Raw genomic sequence first — 18921 nt, forward strand, 5'->3', positions numbered from 1 at the left:
TCACCAGCCCAGTTGGTCGGCGGTCGTTTCGGCGATGGCGGGCGAGCACGTCATGCCGCGCCCGCCGGGTCCGGTGACGAGCCAGACCCCGTCGCGCACCTGCTGCCGGTGGACGACGCGTGCGGTGTCGGTGCACTGGGCGTAGACGCCCGCCCAGCGGTGGCGGATACGAGGCAGCGGGCGGCCGAGGAAGGCCTCGACGACCCGGGTGAGGTGCTCGTAGGGCTCCTCGACGGTGTCGAAGGCGAAGGGGTGCTCGTACTCATGGGTGTCGCCGATGGTCAGCCCGCCGTCGCGGCGCTGGACCATGAGGAGTTGCATGCGGTGCTCGGCGGCGACCGGGTCCTGGGGCTGTCCGGCGTTGAGGGCGTCGAGGGCCTCGCCCCGGTAGGCGGGGTAGTAGCGGAAGCTGTCGGCGTCGGCGACGGAGGTGGTGAGCGGCTCGCCGAGCGGGTCGGTCTGCATCATCTGGAGGCGGACGCGGCGCACCGGCAGTCCGGGCCCGGCGAGTTCACGGACGAGTCCGCCGAGCCAGGCGCCGGTCGCGAGGATCACGGCGTCACCGGTGTGGACGTCTCCGTGGTCGTCGCGCACCGAGGCGGTCCCGACGACCTCCCGCACCTCGCGGCCGCCGAGGTAGGTGTACCGCCCGGAGGCCAGCAGCTCTTCCTTCAGGGCGCGTTGGGCGGTGCGGGGTTCGACCGCCGCGTCCCGCTCGCACCACAGGGCGGCGGTGAACGCGCCGCGCAGGGCCGGGTTGAGGGCCCGGGCCTCGTCGGCGGTGAGCAGCTTGTAGCCGCGCGCCGCCGCGTCGGGCCGGGCGACGGCCGCCTCGGCGACGGCGACCTCGTGCGCGGTGCGCAGCGGGGTCAGCGAACCGCAGGCCCGGAAGCCGAGCCCGGGCACCCGCTCTCCGATGGACTCCCACAACTCACGTGCGCGCAGGGCGGTTTCCAGCTCCTCGCCACCGGCCCGCCCGCTGATCCATATCTGTCCGAAATTGCGGAGCGATGCCCCGCGCGCCTCGCTCTCGCGCTCGATCTGTACGACCTCGTGGCCGCGGCTGACTGCGTGCCAGGCGTGCATGGTTCCCACCACGCCGGCTCCTACGACGATGACTCTCACGACGGCCACGCTCCTCGGGACGGGTGTCCCGGACACGTCCGGTCGCCGACGGGACGGTGAACGACCCCGCAAGTTTGGACCAGACCCGTTATGTTTACGTTACCAACGGCGTGACTCGGTGAGCTCCGGCACGGGCTCTCTCAGCCCCGCTCCTCGCCCAGTCCCGCCCCGCCCTCAGTCCCGCCCTTCACCCCGCAGATGGGCGGAGAAGGAGAAGCGGTCGCCCCGGAACAGCGTCCGCACGCGCTCCAGCGGCCGGCCGTCGGTGTCCCGGGAGAGCCGGTGGATCAGGAGCATCGGCAGGGCGGGCGGGGTCCCGATGAGCAGGGCCTCGCGGGGAGTCGCGAGCACGGTCTCGATCCGCTCGTCGGCGTCGCCGAAGGCGATCCCGAGGCGGTCGCGGAGGTAGGCGTAGAAGGAGGAGTCCGGGTCGAACCGCGTGTCCAGGTCCGGGACGCGGGCGACGCCGACGTACGTGCTCTCCAGGCCGACGCGTTCGTCGTCGGCGAGCAGCACCCGCTCCAGGTGCCAGACCGGCTCGCCCCGCTCCACGCCGACCTCGGCGGCCAGCGCGTCCGGGCAGGGGAAGCGCTCCAGGCCGATGAGGTGGCGGCCGGGCCGCCTGCCCTGGCGGCGGACGCCTTCGGTGTAGCTGGCCAGCGAGAGCGGCTGCTCCAGCTTGGGTCCGGCGACGACGGTGCCGCGCCCCTGCCGCCGCAGCCGCCCTTCCAGGAGGAGTTCGCGCAGGGCCTGGCGGACGGTCTCGCGCGAGACCTCGTGCCGCTGGGCGAGCTCCCGCTCGGTGGGCAGGAGCCCGCCCTCGCCCAACTCGTCCAGCAGTACCGCGATACGGGCCTTGACCGCGTAGTACTTCGGAATACGGCCGTGCTCGGGGATGCCGGAGCGGATCGGTGCGCCAGGTGCCTGGTCGTTCGGGTAGTCCACCGCCCGATGGTGGCAGACGCGGGTGAACGGACCGGTGCGGGGCCGCGGCCCCGCACCGTCAGGCGTCGCGGCGCACCCGGCGGGCGTGCCGCAGCAGGCCGGCCCCGGCCAGCAGGAGCACCCCGGCGGCGGCCCCGGCCCAGGCGATCGACGCCGGTCCGGTGCGGGCGAGTTCGGGGAGCGGGCGGCCGAGTCCGTCGCGGGGCGGCAGCCCGGGGCTCTCCTCGCCGCCGCCTTCTTCGCCCGCGCCGGAGTCGCGGTCCGGTGACGGGTCCCGGCCCGTACCGGGGTCCGTACGCGAACCGTCGGGATCGCCCGGCCGCTCCGTACGGGTGCCGGCGCCCGGCCCGGAGCGCTCCGGGTCGGGACGCTCGGACCGGGAACCCTCCGGCCGGGGCCGCTCGGTCCGGGGGTGCTCGGTCCGGGGGCCGTCCGGTTCGCGGATGCCGCCCGTGGCGCCGTCGACGATCACGAAGGGGTACTTCTCCGACTCCCCCACCCATTCGCCGTCCTCGCGCCCGCCGCCCTTGGCCCTGTCCTGGTGGCGGCGCTGGACGACGGCGGCGTGCGCGGTGACCGGACCGGGGGCGGTGTCGGAGGTGAAGGCCATGCGGACGCGTACGGAGACGGTCTCTCCGGCGGGCACGGTGAACCCGAGGAACGGATCGCTCTGCTCATCCTCCCCGCCCGCCTCGCCGAAGACGCCGATCTGCTCGTCGCGGTCGGTGCTCTCCCAGGTGACCCGGTGCTCCGTTCCCGGGCTGCCGGGCTCGGAGAACTCCAGCTGGATCTGGTCCGGCGTCAGCCTGCGGTCGCGGTCGGCGAGCACCAGGACCGGATGCAGGGCCCGGCAGGACGTGTCGGTGGTGTTGGTGAGGTCGAGGAACCAGGTGCCGTAGCCGCCACCGGAGGCGTACCGGTCGGGGGCGTCCTGGATCCGGGTCTCGATCGGGAAGTCCTTGGCCTTCGGGTCACCGCACACGGGCTGCTCGTCGGCGGATAAGGAAGCGGCGGCGGGCGCGGCCGACAGGGCGGCGGCCTGCGGGCCGCCCAGGAGCGCGGCGGGGACCGTGATCCCGGCGGCCAGCCCGAGGGCGGCGAGCGCACGGGCGTCACGCAGCCGTGCGCAGGAGGTGGGAAGCATGAGGGGTCACCCTTCACTGCTCGCGGACGACCGGGGCGGGGGCCGCCGGTGGTGGCCTCCGACGCCATCACGCGCGCGCGTGATCAGAGTGTCGACATGCCGACTTGATTCATACGATCACCCGACTGCACCCCGGTTCGGTCAGGCGGCCGACCGCACCCCGCATCGGTCAGGCGGGCGGGCCTCAGGCCGGACCGGTCATCCCCGCTCCCCCACCCGCCCGAACACCGGCGCGAGCACCAGCTGCGCCGCGCCCTCCGCGACCGGCCGGTCACCGCCCCCGGCGACCGTGACGGTCACCCCCGCGCCCGCCCCGCCCCGGGCGGCCCGCTCCTCGATCACGGCCCGGACGCCCCGTACGTACGCGTCCTCGTCGGCGGCCACCGTCCGGCCGCCCAGGACCACCCGGTCGATGTCGAGCAGACCGACCAGGTTCGCCGCGCCCGTGCCCAGCGCCCGGGCCGCCTCCGCCCGGTCGCCGCGCGCCTCGGCGGCCAGGCACAGCGCCTCGATGCAGCCGCGTCCGCCGCAGCCGCAGAGCGGGCCGTCCAGCTGGAGGGTCTGGTGGCCGAACTCGCCCGCGCCCGTCCTCGCCCCCCGGTGCACCTCGCCGCCGAGGACCAGGCCGGCGCCGAGCCCCGTACCGAGGTGGAGGTAGGCGAAGTCGCCACCGCCCGCCCCGCCGAGAGCGAGGGCGAGGGCGGCTGCGTTGGTGTCCTTGTCCAGGACCACCGGCAGCCCGGTCCGCTCGGCCAGGGCGGCGCGCAGCGGGTAGCCGTTCCACTGCGGGAAGCCGGTGACCCGGTGCAGGACTCCGTCCCGGTGGTCCAGCGGGCCGGGCACGGCGACGCCGAGGCCCAGCACCGGCTTGTGCGGTTCGGCCGCGCACAGGTCCCGTACGGCGTCGGCCGCGTCCGCGAGCACCCGGTCCGCCGGAGCGCCGAGGTCCAGGGGTGCGCGGGTGACCGCGACCGGCCGGCCCGCGAGGTCGACCAGGACGGCGGTGAGTCCGTCGCGGTCCAGGTGCAGCCCGACGGCGAACTGCGCGTCGGGCACGAGCCGCAGCACCGTGCGCGGCTTGCCGCCGGTGGAGGGGCGCAGGCCCGCGCCGACGGCCAGACCGTCCTCCCGCAGCCGGGCGGTGATCTTGCTGACGGCCTGCGGGGTGAGGCCGGTGCCCTCGGCGAGCTCCAGCCTGCTGATGCCCTCCGCCCCGGCCGCCCGCAGCAGGTCCAGCACCAGCGCGGCGTTGTGGTGGCGCAGGGCCGGCAGGTTGACCCCGGCCTGGGTCCTCGTCCGGCTCCCGTTCACGGCTCACTCCTCTTCACCGGTCCCATTGTGCCGGTCGCTTGCACTTTGGCAACAGCGTTGCTTAAGTGGAATGCATGACCCCCAACGCCCCCGACGCCTCCACCGCCACCGGCGCCTCCGGCATCTCCGGCACCACCGGCGCGCCTCTCCGCGTCGCCCTCGTCGGCTACGGCCTGGCCGGCTCCGTCTTCCACGCCCCGCTGATCTCGGCGGCCGACGGCCTGGTCCTCGACACGGTCGTCACGTCGAACGAGGAGCGCCGGGCCGAGGCCCGTGCCGCGTTCGGCGACGTCCGCTTCGCCGCCTCGCCGGACGAGCTGTGGGAGCGCGCCGACGAGCTGGACCTCGTCGTGATCGCCACCCCGAACAAGACGCACGTCCCGCTGGCGACGGCCGCGCTGAAGGCCGGGCTGCCGGTGGTCGTGGACAAGCCGGCCGCCGGGACCGCCGCCGAGGCGCGCGAGCTGGCCGCGCTGGCCGAGGAGCGCGGGCTGCTGCTCTCGGTCTTCCAGAACCGCCGCTGGGACAGCGACTTCCGCACGCTGGCCGCGCTGATCGCCGACGGCGAGCTGGGCGAGGTGCAGCGCTTCGAGTCCCGGTTCGAGCGCTGGCGGCCGCAGCCGAAGGGCGGCTGGCGCGAGTCGGGCGACCCGGAGGAGATCGGCGGTCTGCTGTACGACCTGGGCAGCCATGTCGTCGACCAGGCGCTGACGCTGTTCGGCCCGGCGGTCCAGGTGTACGCCGAGTCCGACGTACGGCGTCCCGGCGCGGCGGCGGACGACGACACGTTCATCGCGATCACCCATGTCAACGGGGTCCGCTCGCACCTGTACGTCAGCGCCACCACGGCCCAGCTCGGCCCGCGCTTCCGGGTGCTCGGCTCGACGGCGGGCTATGTGAAGTACGGCCTGGACCCGCAGGAGGCGGCCCTGCGCGAGGGGCTGCGCCCGGTGGCCGGTGCACCGTGGGGCGAGGAGGGTGAGGAGTTGTGGGGCCGTATCGGTTCCGGCGAGTCCCCGCTGACCGGCGGCGGCACCCCGGTCCGTACGCTGCCCGGCGACTACCCCGCGTACTACGCCGCCGTCGCCGCCGCGGTCCGCGGCACCGGCGACAACCCGGTCACCGCGCTCCAGGCGGCCGCCGCGCTGGACGTGCTGGAGGCCGCCCGCCGCTCGGCCCGCGAGGGCGTCTCGGTCACCCTTCTCCCGCACCACGACGAAGAGGAGCCGCACGCATGAGCACCACCTCCCCCACGATCTCCGAGCTGATCGCCCAGGAGCGCCGGCTCACGCTGCCGCACTTCTCCTACGACGACGCGTTCGCGCTCGGCAGCCTGCTGGTCGCGCTGGCCCGGGAGCGGCACGCACCGGTCGCGATCGACATCCGGCGCGGTGCGCAGCAGCTGTTCCACGCGGCGCTGCCGGGTTCGAGCGCGGACAACGACGCGTGGATCGACCGTAAGCGCAAGGTCGTCGAGCGGTACGGCGAGAGCTCGTATCTGGTCGGCACCCGGTTCCGGTCGAAGGGCACCACGTTCGAGGAGTCCTCGCGCCTGGACCCGGACACGTACGCGGCGCACGGCGGTTCGTTCCCGATCGCGGTGGAGGGCGCGGGCGTGATCGGCACGGTCACGGTGTCCGGGCTGCCGCAGGCCGAGGACCACGCGATGGTGGTCGAGGCGCTGGAGCAGTTCGCGGCGACGCAGGCGGCGTAGGGGCCGTACGCGAAGGGGCGCCGTCACCCGCATACGGCGACGGCGCCCCTCCTCTCGGCTTACGCACCCTTCTTTCGGCTTCGGCTGCTCCCCCTAGGCGTCCTTCAGCTCCTGCCGCTGCCGGCCGAGCCCCGCCACCTCCAGCTCCACCACATCGCCCGCCCTGAGGTACGGCTTCGGCTCGGGCTGCCCCATCGCCACCCCGGCCGGCGTACCGGTGTTGATCACGTCGCCCGGGTAGAGCGTCATGAAGTGGCTGAGGTAGCGGACGACCTCGCCGACCGGGAAGATCTGCTCGGCCGTGGTGCCGTTCTGCTTCAGCTCGCCGTTGACCCAGAGCCGCAGCGGCAGGGCCTGCGGGTCGGGCACCTCGTCGGCGGTGACCAGCCAGGGGCCCAGCGGGTTGAACGTCTCGCAGTTCTTGCCCTTGTCCCAGGTGCCGCCGCGCTCGATCTGGAACTCGCGCTCGGAGACGTCGTGCGCGGTGGCGTACCCGGCGACGTGCGCGAGGCCCTCCTCGGCCGACTCCAGATAGCGGGCGGTGCGCCCGATGACGACGGCGAGCTCGACCTCCCAGTCGGTCTTCCGGCTGCCGCGCGGCACCAGGACCGTGTCGTCGGGCCCGACGACGGTGTCGGGGGCCTTGAAGAACAGGATGGGTTCCGCCGGGATCTCCGCACCCGTCTCGGCGGCGTGGTCGTGGTAGTTCAGCCCGATGCACACGATCTTGCCGATGCGGCCCAGCGGCGGGCCGATCCGCAGCCCGGTCGCGTCCAGGGCGGGCAGCACACCGGGCGCCTCGGCGGCCGCCCGTACCCGGGCGAGCGCGGAGGCGTCGGCGAGCAGCCCGCCGTCGATGTCGGGAACGATCCCCGACAGATCACGCAGAGTCCCGTCGCGGTCGAGAAGTGCGGGACGCTCGGCGCCCGCCGTACCGACTCGAAGCAGCTTCAACGGTCCAACTCCTCTTGGTCGAGGTGGGGCCCTCCGGCGGGGTGCGGGCCGACGGAGGACTTGGCTGATCGTCCAAGAGATGCGGTCACTCCGCAAGACCTCGTTCACACACTGGACCGGCGCACCGGACGGCCCGACTACGCCGCCGTGGCCATGGCGCCGCCGCCGACCGGCATGTCGCGGTAGAGCCAGGCCCGCTCGACGGCGGTCCAGGTGGTCGTGGTGACGACGTACAGGGCGGCGGCCAGCGGCACGACGGCCACGGTGATCAGGGTGAAGAAGGACAGCAGCGGCATCAGCTTCGTCATCGCGCCCATACCGGGCACGGCCTGTCCGTCCGGGCCCGCGGCGGGCGTCATCGGGTTGGCGGCCATCTGCCGCTTGGTGCGTCCGTAGTTGAACGTGGCAACGGCGGCGACGATCACGAAGAGACCCAGGTAGACCAGCCCCTGCCCGCCGAACATCCCGCCGTGCGCGAGCGCGTCGTGCCAGCGCCCGCCGAGCGGTGCGCCGAGCAGGTCGTGGCTGAGCAGCGCGTTGGGCTCGCCGCCGATCGAGCTGCTGGAGAACAGGTGGTAGAGCAGGAAGAACGCGGGCATCTGGAGCAGGCTCGGCAGGCAGCCGGAGAGCGGCGACACCTTCTCGGCGGCGTGCAGCTCCATGATCGCCTTCTGCATCCGCTCAGGATTCTTGCCGTGCTTCCTGCGGAGTTCGGCGATCTGCGGCTGGAGCCGGCTGCGGGCCTTCTGCCCGCGTGCGGCGGCCCGCGACAGGGGGTGGACGGCGAGCCGGACGAGCGCGGTGAACAGGATGATCGCGGCGGCGGTGGACGCGGTCTGGAAGAGCGGTTCGAGCAGATCGGCGAGGGAGCCGACCAGGTTCGCGAAAGCGGACATGAAGGCGGACATGGGTGAGCCCTCCGGGGGTCTCGTCGTGCCGGGGGGTACCTGTGCGGCAGGCGGACAGGTACGGGGTGATCACTCGGCAGGACGACCGGCGCGGGCGCGCACCGCACGTACGACACGCACGAAAGGACACGTACGAAAGGCGGTGCGGAGGTGCGCTACGCGGCGGCCGTCAGGAGGGCGTGCCCGGGTGCTCGGGGCCTGGTGCGGCCCCGGGCGTCGGGGTCGCGTTGCGGAAGGAACGCGGTGCGCTGCTCCCGGTCCCTGATGGCCGTACGGACCCGGGTGCGGGGCACCGGGGGCGCGCAGCGGGCGCTGATGACGGAGCAGGCGAGGAGCGCGGAGCCGGCGGCCGCGGTGGCGGCGAGCGCGACGGCGGCGGAGAGGCTGCCGCCCTCGGCGAGGAGGACCTCGGTGAGGAAGAGGACGAGGAGTCCGGCGGGCCGGAGCAGCCGGGCGAAGGCGCGGCGCAGGGCGTTGGCGTCCCGCACGATGCGCACCTCCTGACCCTCGTAAGGCTCGTTTCCGCCGTACGAGAATGCGTACGGCACTCCATTCGTTATACACGATGATCGGTTTCACACCGGGTCGGCGGCGTACTCGTCCCGGTCGTCGGCCAGCACCTCGGCGTCGGGCCGCGGGTCCGCGTCCCGGCGGCCGGCGAAGGTGACGGCGAGCGCGACGGCCAGATTGGCGGCGAGGGCGACGAGCCCGGCGTTCACACCCCACACCGGATCGTTCCCGCTGAAGACGAGGACACAGACCACCGCGACGCCCACGATCAGCCCGCTGAACGCACCCCGGAAGGTGAGCCGCCGCCAGACCAGGGCGAGCAGCACCATCGGCAGCAGCTGCGCCATCCCCTCGTACGAGATGAGGGAGAGGCGTACGAGCGTGTTGGGCGCGGTGTACGTGAGGAGCAGCGCGAGCGAACCCGCGACGACCACGACGACCTGCGCGGCGGACTTCTGCCGGTCGGCGTGGGCCAGGCGCGGCAGCAGCGACAGCACGCTGCGCCCCCACATCGTCCCGATGACCAGCATGAAGACGGCCATGGGCACGATGGAGGAGAGCGCCGCGGCGACTCCGACGACGCCGACCGCCCAGGCGGGCAGCGCGTCGACGACCAGCTTGAACAGGGCGAGGTTCGACTCCGCGCCGGCCAGCCCCGGCACCACGAACAGGGCGGCGAGACCGAGCAGCATCGGGACGAAGAGCAGGACGTTGTAGGCGGGCAGGTACATGGCGTTGCGGCGCAGCGCGTCGGCGTTCCGGGCACCGAGGTAACCGGCGACGGTGGTCGGAAAAATGACGACGGTCAGCGAGTTCAGGAACGTGGTGCTGATGAACCACACCTCCCCGAGCCCGCTCCCGCCACCTCCGCCTTCGCCGCCCCCGTGTCCGGGAAGGGTCAGCCAGTCGCTCTTCTCCGTGACGAGCCGGTCGAGGAAGGGCCCGTACCCGTCGAAGTAGTGCAGCGGCACGTAAAGGGCAAGAAATCCGAGCGTGGCGATGACCAGGACGTCCTTCAGCACGGACACCCAGGCGCTGCCGCGCAGCCCGCTGACCACGACGAAGCCGGTGGTGACGGCGAAGGCGACGAAGTAGGCCCAGTTCAGGCTGACGGCCCCGTAGGAGATGACGGAGAGCACCACGCCCATGCCGGTGATCTGGAGCTGGATGTACGGCAGCAGGAAGACGGTGGCCAGCACCGCGACCACCGCGCCGAGCCAGGGCCGGCCGAAGCGGTGGGCGACCATGTCGGTGATCCCGACGAGGCCGTGCCGGCGGGCGTAACTCCAGAGCATGGGCCCGACGACGTACCCGATCGCGTAACCGCAGGACATGTACGCGACGACGTACAGAACGGGCGCCCCGTAGTTGTAGCCCCAGCCCGCGGCCCCCAGATAGCTGAAGCTGGTGTAGCCCTCGCCCGCCATCAGCACCCAGATGAAGACGGGCCCCAGGCTCCGCCCGCCCACGGACCACTCGTCGAGCCCGCCGCCTCCGCCGCGCCCGCGCAGGGCGAGGAGGCCGAGGGCGACGGTGGCGACCATGAAGACGGCGAAGACGGAGGTGGCGACGGCGGCGTTCACGCGCCACCACCTCGCCGCCGGTCCCGAAGGTCCCCTCTTCTGAGGTCCTCCCTCCTGGTGAGCCACACAGCGACGGGCGTCAGAAGGGTCGCCCCGAGGAGCCACACGAAGAGGAAGGGCACGCCGAACAGGAGCGGGGTCACGCGGTTCACGAGGGGCAGCGCACCGAGATACAGGACATAGGGGACGAGCAGCCACAACAGATGGGGACGCCGTCTGATCACTCCAAGCACCCAGGGACCCTACGCCCGTCGCCCGCTCTTCCTCACCGCGGGCGCATCGCAGTGAGCTTCCCCCAGACGACGAGCCGGTAGCGGGAGCTGAACTCGGGGGTGCAGGTGGTCAGGGTGAGGTAGTACCCGGGCTCGCTGTAGCCGACGGAGGTGGTGATGTTGCTGCGCGGCACGGGCGCGATGACCCCGCTGTCGGACGGGGCGGTCCGGGCGAGGCGTTTGCCGACGGTGTACGTGTAGACGGCGTCGCGGGTCTCGACGGTGATCCGGTCGCCGCTGCGCAGCCGGTCGATGCGCCGGAAGGGCTCGCCATGGGTGTTGCGGTGCCCGGCGAGCGCGAAGTTCCCGGCCTGCCCGGCCTGCGCGGTGCGCGCGTAGTGCCCGACGTACCCCCGGTCGAGCACCCCGCCCTTGCTGGTCCCCTCGGCGACGGGAGCGGTGAGCCCGATCCGGGGGATACGCAGCACGGCGTACGCCTGGTCCCAGCGGGCGGCCGGGGCGGGCGCGGCCTCGGCCCCACGACCGGAGGCCAAAGGACGGGGCCCCGCGTCGAGCGCGCCCTCACCGCCACCAGGGTCGGGCGCGGGGGCGGGTTCGGGTTCGGGTTCGGGGGCAGGCTCGCCCCACTCCCGCTGCAGGCTCTGGACGGTGCGCCCGGCGTCGGCGCGGGCCTCGCGGTTGGTCCACCAGAGCTGATGGGCGACGAGGAGGAGCAGCAGAACACCGAGGGTCACGACGACTTCGGCGGACACCCAGAGCCCCCGGCCAAGAAGGTACGACCCTCCACGGCCACGACCACGACCACGACCACGACCACCCAACAACACCCCACGCCCACGCCCACGCCGCCGCCCGGCACCCCGCCCACGCATCGACGCCCTCCTCCCACACGGTAAGGACACGGAACGCACGCCGCCCACGCGCGCACCGCAGGCCTCGGGGCACACGGCCACGCACGCACCGCTGATGCCTCGGGGCGCACGGTCGCGCACCGCTGACGGCTCGGGGCGCACAGTAGGGGCAAACCTCACAACTCTCCAGACTTCTCCCCCTTCTCATCCCCCGACCTCTCCTCCCCGCCGTCGCCGTCCGGCAGTACCGTGTGGTCCATGCGCCCCGACACGCCTGCCGACCACACCACCGAAGCCGAGCGTCTGCTCCGCACCGCGGCGCAGTACCCCGAGGACCACGAACCGCTGATCCTCCAGGCCGCGGCCCACCTGGAACTCGCGGGCGACCGCGCCCGCGCGAGCACGCTCTACGACGACCTGCTCGCCGCCCCCGAGTCCACCGTCGACAACCCGCACCTGATCAAGGCCCTCAAAGCGGCCAACCTCTGGGAGTACGGGCACGAGGCCGAGGCCCGGGCGATCATCGACGGCATCCGCACAGCGGGCCCGCTGGACGCGGCGCCGTGGCAGGTGGCCGCGGAGACGCTGGAGGCGCACGACGAGCTGGAGTCGGCGCACGACTTCTTCTCGACCGCGCTGACCCTGCTGCTGGCCCCCGGCGAGGAGGTCCCGTACGCGACGCAGTCCCTGCTGACCGGCCGCCACCGGGTGCGCAGGCTGATGGGCCTGGACCACGACGCGTGGGACGAGCTGGCCGGCGCGCTGCACACGGCCGCGGTGCCGCTGGACGAGCTGCACGACCCGAAGCGCCTGTGGTCGCTGGGCTCCTCGGACCCGGTCGAGCTGAAGGCCGAGATCGCCCGCCTGCGCGCGGAGCTGGGCACCTACCGCACGGCTCTGTCCCGCCCGTTCCCGGTCGCGGTCCTGCACTGGCCCGAGCAGGAACTCCGCGAACTGCTCACGATCTACCCGGAGTTGACCGAGGAGTACGTGGACCGCGCCACCCACCTGAACCGCCTGGAGGCCTCCCTGCGCGACCTCCACGCGACGGGCACCCCGAACCTGGGCATCGTGACGGGCACGGTCCCTTCGTACGAGGCGTTCGCCGCCTCGGAAGCCGCCTCCCCGTCCGACCCGGGCCTCCTCCCCCAGTACGCCACCACCCTCGCCGCCCGAGGCCGCGCCATCCCCTGGCCCCCGTCCCGCACGGCCGCCTGCTGGTGCGGGTCGGGGGAGGCCTACGGGGTGTGCCACGGGGTCTGAGCCTCTGGTGTTACGTCCCTTAGTAGGGGCCGCCGCCCACAGCGTCTCGGGCGGCGGCCCCTACTGCTCTCCTCAGCCATGGGGCCCGGCTGTCAGGCCTCCTTGATACAACTGCAGATGCAGTACGCAGCCACATGAGGGGGATTCGCTATGCCCAACGACTTTCCGGATGAAGCGCCAGTCGCTGGGCTCTATGAATCACTCATCACGCATCGGCTCGCCGAGCGGATGAAACAGCTCGACTCCGCGGGCTGGCACTCCATCGAAGCCTCAGTTGGCACAGAATCGGCACCCCATGTCCTCTCCCGCCATATCGGTGCCACAGTGCGTCGGGTGCTTCAAGGCCTTTCCCCTGCCGAGCAGGTGATTGCGGCCAATCACATCCTGAATCGCTCCATACAATCGAAGGTGCGACCGAGTGGGTCGACCTCGTGACTGATGGGCCGCGACAGCTGTTGGCCGTCGCCGAGCAGGAGGCGCCTGGCGTCTACGCCATACGCCCAGCAACCCCGCTGTCCGAGACGGCACTCATCACCAACTCGCCCGAGGACCCCAGTCTCGGCTTCGAGCTGCGATCCGAGCTGGCCACCGCCGACCGAGTCGACCTCCTCTGCGCATTCGTGAAGTGGCATGGACTCCGCGTCTTGGAGAAGTCCTTGTCATCGGCGCACGAGCGCGGTATCCCCATCCGTGTACTCACGACGACGTACATCGGCGCTACCGAGCGCCGCGCTCTGGACCGGCTGGTACGAGACTTCGGCGCCGAGGTGAAGGTCAACTACGAGCTTCGCTCGACCCGTCTTCACGCCAAGGCGTGGCTCTTCCGCCGTGACAGTGGTTTCGACACGGCGTACGTCGGCAGCTCGAACCTCTCCAAGGCCGCCCTCCTCGATGGGCTCGAATGGAACGTCCGTCTCTCCTCCGTTGCGACACCCTCGGTGATCCGCAAGTTCGAGGCGACCTTCGACGCCTACTGGAGTGAGCCCGCATTCGAGTCGTACGACCCTGACGGAGACGCCCTGCGGCTGGACGATGCCCTGTCCCGCGCTGGCGGCAGCGGCCGCCCCGGGTTTACGAGCATCACCCTTTCCGGCCTGGAGGTACGCCCGTACCCGCACCAGCGGGACATGCTCGAACGCCTCGAAGTCGAGCGCATGGTGCATGACCGACACCGCAATCTTCTCGTCGCAGCAACGGGTACCGGGAAGACCGTCATGGCAGCCCTGGACTACAAACGTCTGCGTCAGACTCTCGGCCGTGACCCACGCCTACTCTTCGTGGCGCACCGCAAGGAGATTCTGGAGCAGTCCTTGCGCGTTTACCAGAACGTTCTCATCGATGCGAACTTCGGTGAGTTGTTGTTCAGTGGCGAGATTCCCAGCCGATGGACCCACGTGTTCGCCAGCGTCCAGTCGCTCACGACGCAGGCTCTGGACCGTATCGCCCCGGATCACTTCGACGTCATCGTGATCGACGAGTTCCATCACGGCACGTCGCCCACTTACCGAAAGATCATGGACCATTTCCAACCCCGGGAGCTCTTGGGGCTGACGGCGACTCCAGAACGCATGGATGGCTTGAACATCCAGGACGAGTTCTTCGACGGTCGAATCGCGGCGGAGATGCGACTCTGGGAGGCGCTGGAGAACGAGCTCCTCAGCCCGTTCCACTATTTCGGCATCACCGACAACACGGACATGAGCGCTGTCACATGGAAGCGTGGAGCCTACGACTCGACAGCGCTGAGCAACCTGTTCACGGGCAACGACGCACGGGCTCGGCTCGTGGTGCAAGCGGTGAAGGACAAGGTCACCGACCCTGATTCGATGCGTGCCCTTGGATTCTGCGTGTCGGTCGCGCACGCGCACTTCATGGCCGACTTCTTCCGACGGGCAGGCCTCCATGCAGTGGCCCTGTCTGGTGAGACTCCAGCACTCGACCGCAAGGCAGCACTTGATGACCTGCGCTCGGGAGCACTTCAAGTCATCTTCTCCGTGGACCTGTTCAACGAGGGACTCGACATCCCCGACGTCGACACCTTGCTCCTGCTGCGCCCCACCTCCAGCGCCACGGTCTTCCTCCAGCAGTTGGGCCGGGGATTGCGTCGCACCGAGGACAAGGCAGTCCTCACCGTCTTGGACTTCATCGGCCAGCACCGCAAGGAGTTCCGGTTCGAAGAACAGTTCCGCGCGCTGACGAACCTGACGCGTAACCGCCTCCTCGACAGCATCGAGCAGGACTTCCCCCAACTTCCTTCGGGCTGCCAGATCATCCTTGAGACGAAGGCCAAGGATCTGATCATTGACAACATCCGCACGCAGATCGCGGTCAATGTCACGCAGTTGGCCCGCGAGGTCGCGTCCTACGCGAAACCACGCCTTGCGGACTTCCTCAAGGAGAGTGGCCGAGAGCTCAAGGAGCTCTACCGAGGCAACGGCAACTCATGGACCGGTCTCTTGCGTCGAGCGAAGCTCCTGGACACGGTCGGCCCTGAAGGCGAGTCGCCACTCCTCAAGCGGGTCTCGGCGTTCCTGCATGTCGATGACCCGCTGCGCGTTGCGGCATACAGCAAGTTGCTGGCCGATGACGCTCCTACCTACGACGAGCTCAGCGAGCAGGAACAGGGGTACGCCCGCATGTTCTTCTTCTCGCTCTGGCCGCTGGGTGGAGACTTCCCCAGCTACCAAGCTGGGCTGGACTCACTGCGCCCTCAGCTGGCGTTCCGGGACGAGTTGCGTCAGGTGCTCGCTCATGTCCTGCAGCAGGCCGACCACGTTCCCGTGCCGCTCCTCGGGGCGCATGCTGCCATCCCGCTGACCATCCACGCTTCGTATAGCCGCGAGGAGATCCTCCCCGCACTGGGCCAGGCTGCCGTAGACGGCTTCAAGCCCGGCCACTTTCGCGAGGGCGTGAAGTGGTGCGAGGGCATCCAAACTGACGCACTGTTCGTCACCCTGGAAAAAGACGAGAAGGATTTCTCACCCGAGACTCGATACAAGGACTACGCCCTCAGCGACTCCTTGTTCCACTGGGAGTCGCAGAACCAGACGTCGGAGAGTTCCCCTACTGGAATTCGCTATCAGACACACCGAGAGAAAGGCACCCGCGTCCTCCTCTTCGTGCGCCGCTACAAGAAGACGGATATCGGCGGGCCCCAGCCCTGGATGCTCTTGGGACCCGCCGAGTATGTTAAGCACAAGGGCAGCAAACCCATGGCCATCGAGTGGAAGGTTCTCCACCAAATCCCCGCTGACGTTTTGACGTACTCCGCGATCGCCGCTGGCTAAACGATCCACAGAGTCCATTTTTCAGGTCACCGGGTGCCATCTTCATCAAGAATGTTCCAGAACCGACGATGTGCTTGTATGAAACGTTTCTGCACTCGATGGCCCTCCACCATGCGAAGCGGCACGACACGCCGCCCATCTTCGGTCGCAAAGCGATCCACCGCGCGGAAGTCATCGGTGAGGTACAGAGCACCCCGGTCAAGCTTCACATGACAATTGGGGCACAGGCAGAGGACGTTGCCGTCGACATCCGGACCACCCTCCGGACCGCCAAGGGCGTGAACGTGCGCCCCTTCTGCATAATTCATCCCGCTCGAATTTACCCTGAGTGGAGTTCGACAAACCTGACAGATATAGCCGTGCAGACGCTTCACACGTTTGGTTACGGCGGATTTTCGGACGATGCGCTCCACGGACATTGAGCGCCTGCGAACGGTCTCATCATCCGCCTCCTCATCACCACCAGCACCATGGGGTCCGGCCTGGAGGAGGTCACGGATCTGCTGCTCGAAAGACGTAAGGTCTTGCCACTCATCGCCTAGTCGACGCAACCTGAAACGGCAGATTTTAAAGCCTGAACTACCCGCCTCTTCCCAATCCTCGACTACCTTATACAACCCATCGTACCGATATCCACTCAATGGCGAATAAGCACGCTCACCAGCACTCCCCCGAATAACTCGGACGAAATTCCCCTGCACTCGACTTCGCCGAAGACTTGAGTTCCCCTTGTTCTCCCAGGTCTGATCAGAGGTTTGCTTCGTGGAGTTCCTCGACTTCCCTCCGGCACCCGTATAGATAACCTCTTTCCAGTTATCTACGTCATCTTCGTACCCCTTGTTGAGCACAATGGCGTCGGCAGCTCGCTCGCCGCCCTCATCACGCCCCCAAGAGATGCCAGCCTCGTTCTCTTTGTGCAGTTTGGCCGCTTTGACCTCTTCCCTCGACTCGTAAGCAGTACCGGGAGGAACGTCGTTCACGTGTCCGAAGACGGCTCGATAGGCAGGCATGAAGACATGCTGCCTACCTGGGAGGACATCGACGGAGTCACCATCTGCGCGTCGGGACATCTGGCTAAATTCGTTCGAACATCGGCTTGATTCGAACGTTGTGGATCTATCACCGGCACATCACGACCGCCCCTGAAACTCGCGGGCCGCCCGGAGCTTTCCGCACGGCGCGATGCGCTCGCGCATGGTCGCGGACGAAGAGCTATACGCATGCCCACGCGCTACCTCACGTGGTCATAGCCTGTCGGGCCCGAGCGATGACGTGCTGCGCCTCAGCACCGAACACGGCGGACTCAGCGAGGGATTCCCAGACCCGCCGGTACAGGGCCACCGTGTCGGAGCCGTCCAGCCAGAGTTCCGCATGCCAGTCCTCCGTGATCACCAGACGCTCACCGACGATCCAGAACGCGTTGGCAGGAGGAACACGGAGAGCGGCGTTCATCGGCACGATCCCCAGCCGGACGGTGTCCATGCCGATGACCCCCAGCAGGCGGTCCAGCTGCCCGGCCAGGACCTCAGGAGGGCACACCTTCGCCCGTAGCGCGCCCTCCCACATCAGGAGACTGAGACGCCGACCGGGCTGGTACAGCCAACGCTGGCGGTCCATGCGGGCCCGTACCGCGTCCTCGGTGTCGCGGGGTGAGTTCTGGAGCGTCGCGTAGCTCTCGAACACATGCCGGGCGTAGTCCGGGGTCTGCAGCAGACCGTTGACGGCGAAGGAGTCCCACACGTGCAGTACGCGGGCATTCGCCGTCACCTCGTTCCACGTCTCCTGCACCGGGCGGTGTCCCGACGACAGTTGCCGCCGCCACGACCGGATGTGCGACTCGAAACCCTTCAGCCGTCCGTGCAGCTCGTCGTAGGCTCCGGGGTGCCCGGTGGCATCGGCCCACGCCCGGAGGTCCTCTGCGGTAGGTGTCTGGCGGCCGTTTTCCAGCTTGCTCACTTTGCTCTGCGCCCAGCCGAGGGAGGCACTTAGAGCGGTACCAGTGAGAGGGCCGCGAGGGCTCTCCGTTCGGAGCATCCTCAGCCGTCGCCCCAGATCCTCACGAGCTTTCTGAAAGTCTGTGCTCACCGGTACGTGTCTGTTCCTTCTGCTCTTACTCGCTGTTGCTCAGCTTCGCCGCGAACTCTCTGTGCAGTACGGCGTGATGCCATGCCGCGTCACGGATGACGGAGTACCGGACGATTTCGGCCGGCTCTGTGATCAACTCGACGTCTACGAGGTGGTCGCCGTCGTCGAAACGCAGCCTTGCGGCAAGTCGGCTGTCGAACAACCAGAAATCTTCGGACGGCAGTTGGAGGCGATCGGCGTCCGCACGCCACAGGCTCCGAATGTCCTCCCCCAGGCCGATGTTCCGCTTGGCGTTGTTCAGGAGGTAGAGCTGTCCCGTGGTCGGCGGCTGATCAATGATTCGTACCCGCTCGACGCGCTTGCCTTGCGCAGTCTAGGACCGGATCAGCTCGCAGTACGGATCGCTCTCGTCCCATTCGACCCCGCCGGTCTCGACGAACTGGCGGTAGGTGTCCGTGGCTTCATCACTGGCGTAGCGTCGCCGGGTCTCCAGCCGCCAGGCCGAGTGGCTGAACATCCGGAACAGGCCCTCGAACCCGTCCAGGTCGATGATCCGGGCCTGCCGAGTCGCGTCCCTCGGCGTCCAGTCGACCAGCAGTTCACGTGGCACGACCACCGCCACCTCGCCTTTGGAGAGGTGGCGCAACTGGGCAGTGTCGGTGGGATCGGTCAACGGCGGCCCGTGAACGATGACTTCTCCGCTCTCCGTGTCCTCATGGACGGAGGGGCACCCAGTACCGCCGCTACCCGTGCCATTGAACCGTAACTGACGTGCCATAACGAGCCGCCTCTCACCTCGGAGGGTGTTCTGTCCACAGCTCCAAGGTTGTCGGCTGCTCCGCGTGAATGTCGAGGGATCACCGCGTCCCGCACGAGAATATTCGCGAATAGCGACGATAGACGTCGGCCTGGTCCCCCGATCATGAACTGCATGACCGAGCCGGCCAGATACAGCACACCGCCCGGTGAACCTTCGCGGTACCGGGAGGGCGGCCCCGTACCCGTGGC

Annotated in this window: 15 protein-coding genes and 2 pseudogenes; 4 read left to right on the forward strand and 13 right to left on the reverse strand. The window is 69.6% G+C overall.

Annotated elements, in window-relative coordinates; translation table 11 throughout:
- The 4 genes from ACSMXR_RS12365 to ACSMXR_RS12380 form a co-directional block, all read right to left on the reverse strand.
- Complete coding sequence (locus ACSMXR_RS12365; RefSeq protein ID WP_473171864.1) at window positions 1-1125, reverse strand: TIGR03364 family FAD-dependent oxidoreductase; 1125 nt, start codon at window positions 1123-1125, stop codon at window positions 1-3.
- Window positions 1126-1299: 174 nt separating this feature from the next.
- Entirely contained in the window at window positions 1300-2070 is a 771-nt protein-coding gene (locus tag ACSMXR_RS12370) for a GntR family transcriptional regulator (protein WP_364884322.1), read from the reverse strand.
- Between the two features lie 58 nt (window positions 2071-2128).
- The gene (locus ACSMXR_RS12375; protein ID WP_473171865.1) at window positions 2129-3214 is read right to left on the reverse strand and encodes a peptidase; all 1086 of its coding nucleotides are present in this window, start codon (window positions 3212-3214) and stop codon (window positions 2129-2131) included.
- Between the two features lie 198 nt (window positions 3215-3412).
- The gene (locus ACSMXR_RS12380) at window positions 3413-4525 is read right to left on the reverse strand and encodes an ROK family transcriptional regulator (RefSeq protein ID WP_137233753.1); all 1113 of its coding nucleotides are present in this window, start codon (window positions 4523-4525) and stop codon (window positions 3413-3415) included.
- Window positions 4526-4599: 74 nt separating this feature from the next.
- Here ACSMXR_RS12380 and ACSMXR_RS12385 point away from each other — a divergent pair, with 74 nt between their 5' ends.
- Both ACSMXR_RS12385 and ACSMXR_RS12390 read left to right on the forward strand, forming a co-directional pair.
- The gene (locus ACSMXR_RS12385) at window positions 4600-5763 is read left to right on the forward strand and encodes a Gfo/Idh/MocA family oxidoreductase (RefSeq protein ID WP_473171866.1); all 1164 of its coding nucleotides are present in this window, start codon (window positions 4600-4602) and stop codon (window positions 5761-5763) included.
- Entirely contained in the window at window positions 5760-6239 is a 480-nt protein-coding gene (locus ACSMXR_RS12390) for a heme-degrading domain-containing protein (RefSeq protein WP_473171867.1), read from the forward strand. Before ACSMXR_RS12385 ends, ACSMXR_RS12390 begins: the two co-directional genes overlap by 4 nt.
- A gap of 93 nt (window positions 6240-6332) precedes the next feature.
- Here the strand turns inward: ACSMXR_RS12390 and ACSMXR_RS12395 are convergent, their stop codons facing one another.
- The 6 genes from ACSMXR_RS12395 to ACSMXR_RS12420 form a co-directional block, all read right to left on the reverse strand.
- Complete coding sequence (locus tag ACSMXR_RS12395; protein ID WP_218526316.1) at window positions 6333-7193, reverse strand: fumarylacetoacetate hydrolase family protein; 861 nt, start codon at window positions 7191-7193, stop codon at window positions 6333-6335.
- 137 nt (window positions 7194-7330) lie between these two features.
- A complete protein-coding gene (locus ACSMXR_RS12400) occupies window positions 7331-8101 on the reverse strand; it encodes a YidC/Oxa1 family membrane protein insertase (protein WP_364884352.1) in 771 nt (256 codons plus the stop codon).
- Window positions 8102-8256: 155 nt separating this feature from the next.
- The gene (locus ACSMXR_RS12405; protein ID WP_030087732.1) at window positions 8257-8589 is read right to left on the reverse strand and encodes a DUF6412 domain-containing protein; all 333 of its coding nucleotides are present in this window, start codon (window positions 8587-8589) and stop codon (window positions 8257-8259) included.
- A gap of 87 nt (window positions 8590-8676) precedes the next feature.
- Window positions 8677-10194, reverse strand: a complete 1518-nt coding sequence (locus tag ACSMXR_RS12410) for a sodium:solute symporter family protein (RefSeq protein WP_473171868.1) — start codon at window positions 10192-10194, stop codon at window positions 8677-8679.
- Window positions 10191-10427: a DUF3311 domain-containing protein gene (locus tag ACSMXR_RS12415; RefSeq protein ID WP_170994635.1), complete on the reverse strand. Its 237-nt coding sequence runs from the start codon at window positions 10425-10427 to the stop codon at window positions 10191-10193. Before ACSMXR_RS12415 ends, ACSMXR_RS12410 begins: the two co-directional genes overlap by 4 nt.
- Window positions 10428-10459: 32 nt before the next feature.
- Entirely contained in the window at window positions 10460-11179 is a 720-nt protein-coding gene (locus tag ACSMXR_RS12420; RefSeq protein ID WP_473171869.1) for a class E sortase, read from the reverse strand.
- 357 nt (window positions 11180-11536) lie between these two features.
- On the opposite strand from ACSMXR_RS12420, the gene ACSMXR_RS12425 reads away from it, so the two are divergent.
- Together ACSMXR_RS12425 and ACSMXR_RS12430 are read left to right on the forward strand one after the other, a co-directional pair.
- Window positions 11537-12541 carry an SEC-C domain-containing protein gene (locus tag ACSMXR_RS12425; RefSeq protein ID WP_473171870.1) on the forward strand — a complete coding sequence of 335 codons (1005 nt, stop codon included), beginning with the start codon at window positions 11537-11539 and terminating at the stop codon, window positions 12539-12541.
- 150 nt (window positions 12542-12691) lie between these two features.
- A pseudogene (locus ACSMXR_RS12430) lies at window positions 12692-15828 on the forward strand (DEAD/DEAH box helicase).
- Between the two features lie 26 nt (window positions 15829-15854).
- Here ACSMXR_RS12430 and ACSMXR_RS12435 read toward each other — a convergent pair.
- The 3 genes and pseudogenes from ACSMXR_RS12435 to ACSMXR_RS12445 all read right to left on the reverse strand — a co-directional run bounded on the left by ACSMXR_RS12435 (window position 15855) and on the right by ACSMXR_RS12445 (window position 18691).
- On the reverse strand, window positions 15855-16838 hold the full coding sequence (locus tag ACSMXR_RS12435; protein WP_381908484.1) for a YDG/SRA domain-containing protein: 984 nt from the start codon (window positions 16836-16838) through the stop codon (window positions 15855-15857).
- Between the two features lie 226 nt (window positions 16839-17064).
- Window positions 17065-17913, reverse strand: coding sequence for a helix-turn-helix domain-containing protein (locus tag ACSMXR_RS12440; protein WP_473171871.1), 849 nt, complete (start codon window positions 17911-17913; stop codon window positions 17065-17067).
- Between the two features lie 25 nt (window positions 17914-17938).
- Window positions 17939-18691 (reverse strand): annotated as a pseudogene (locus ACSMXR_RS12445) (DUF6879 family protein).
- Window positions 18692-18921 lie beyond the last annotated feature (230 nt).

This window comes from Streptomyces sp. DSM 106670, assembly GCF_055792845.1.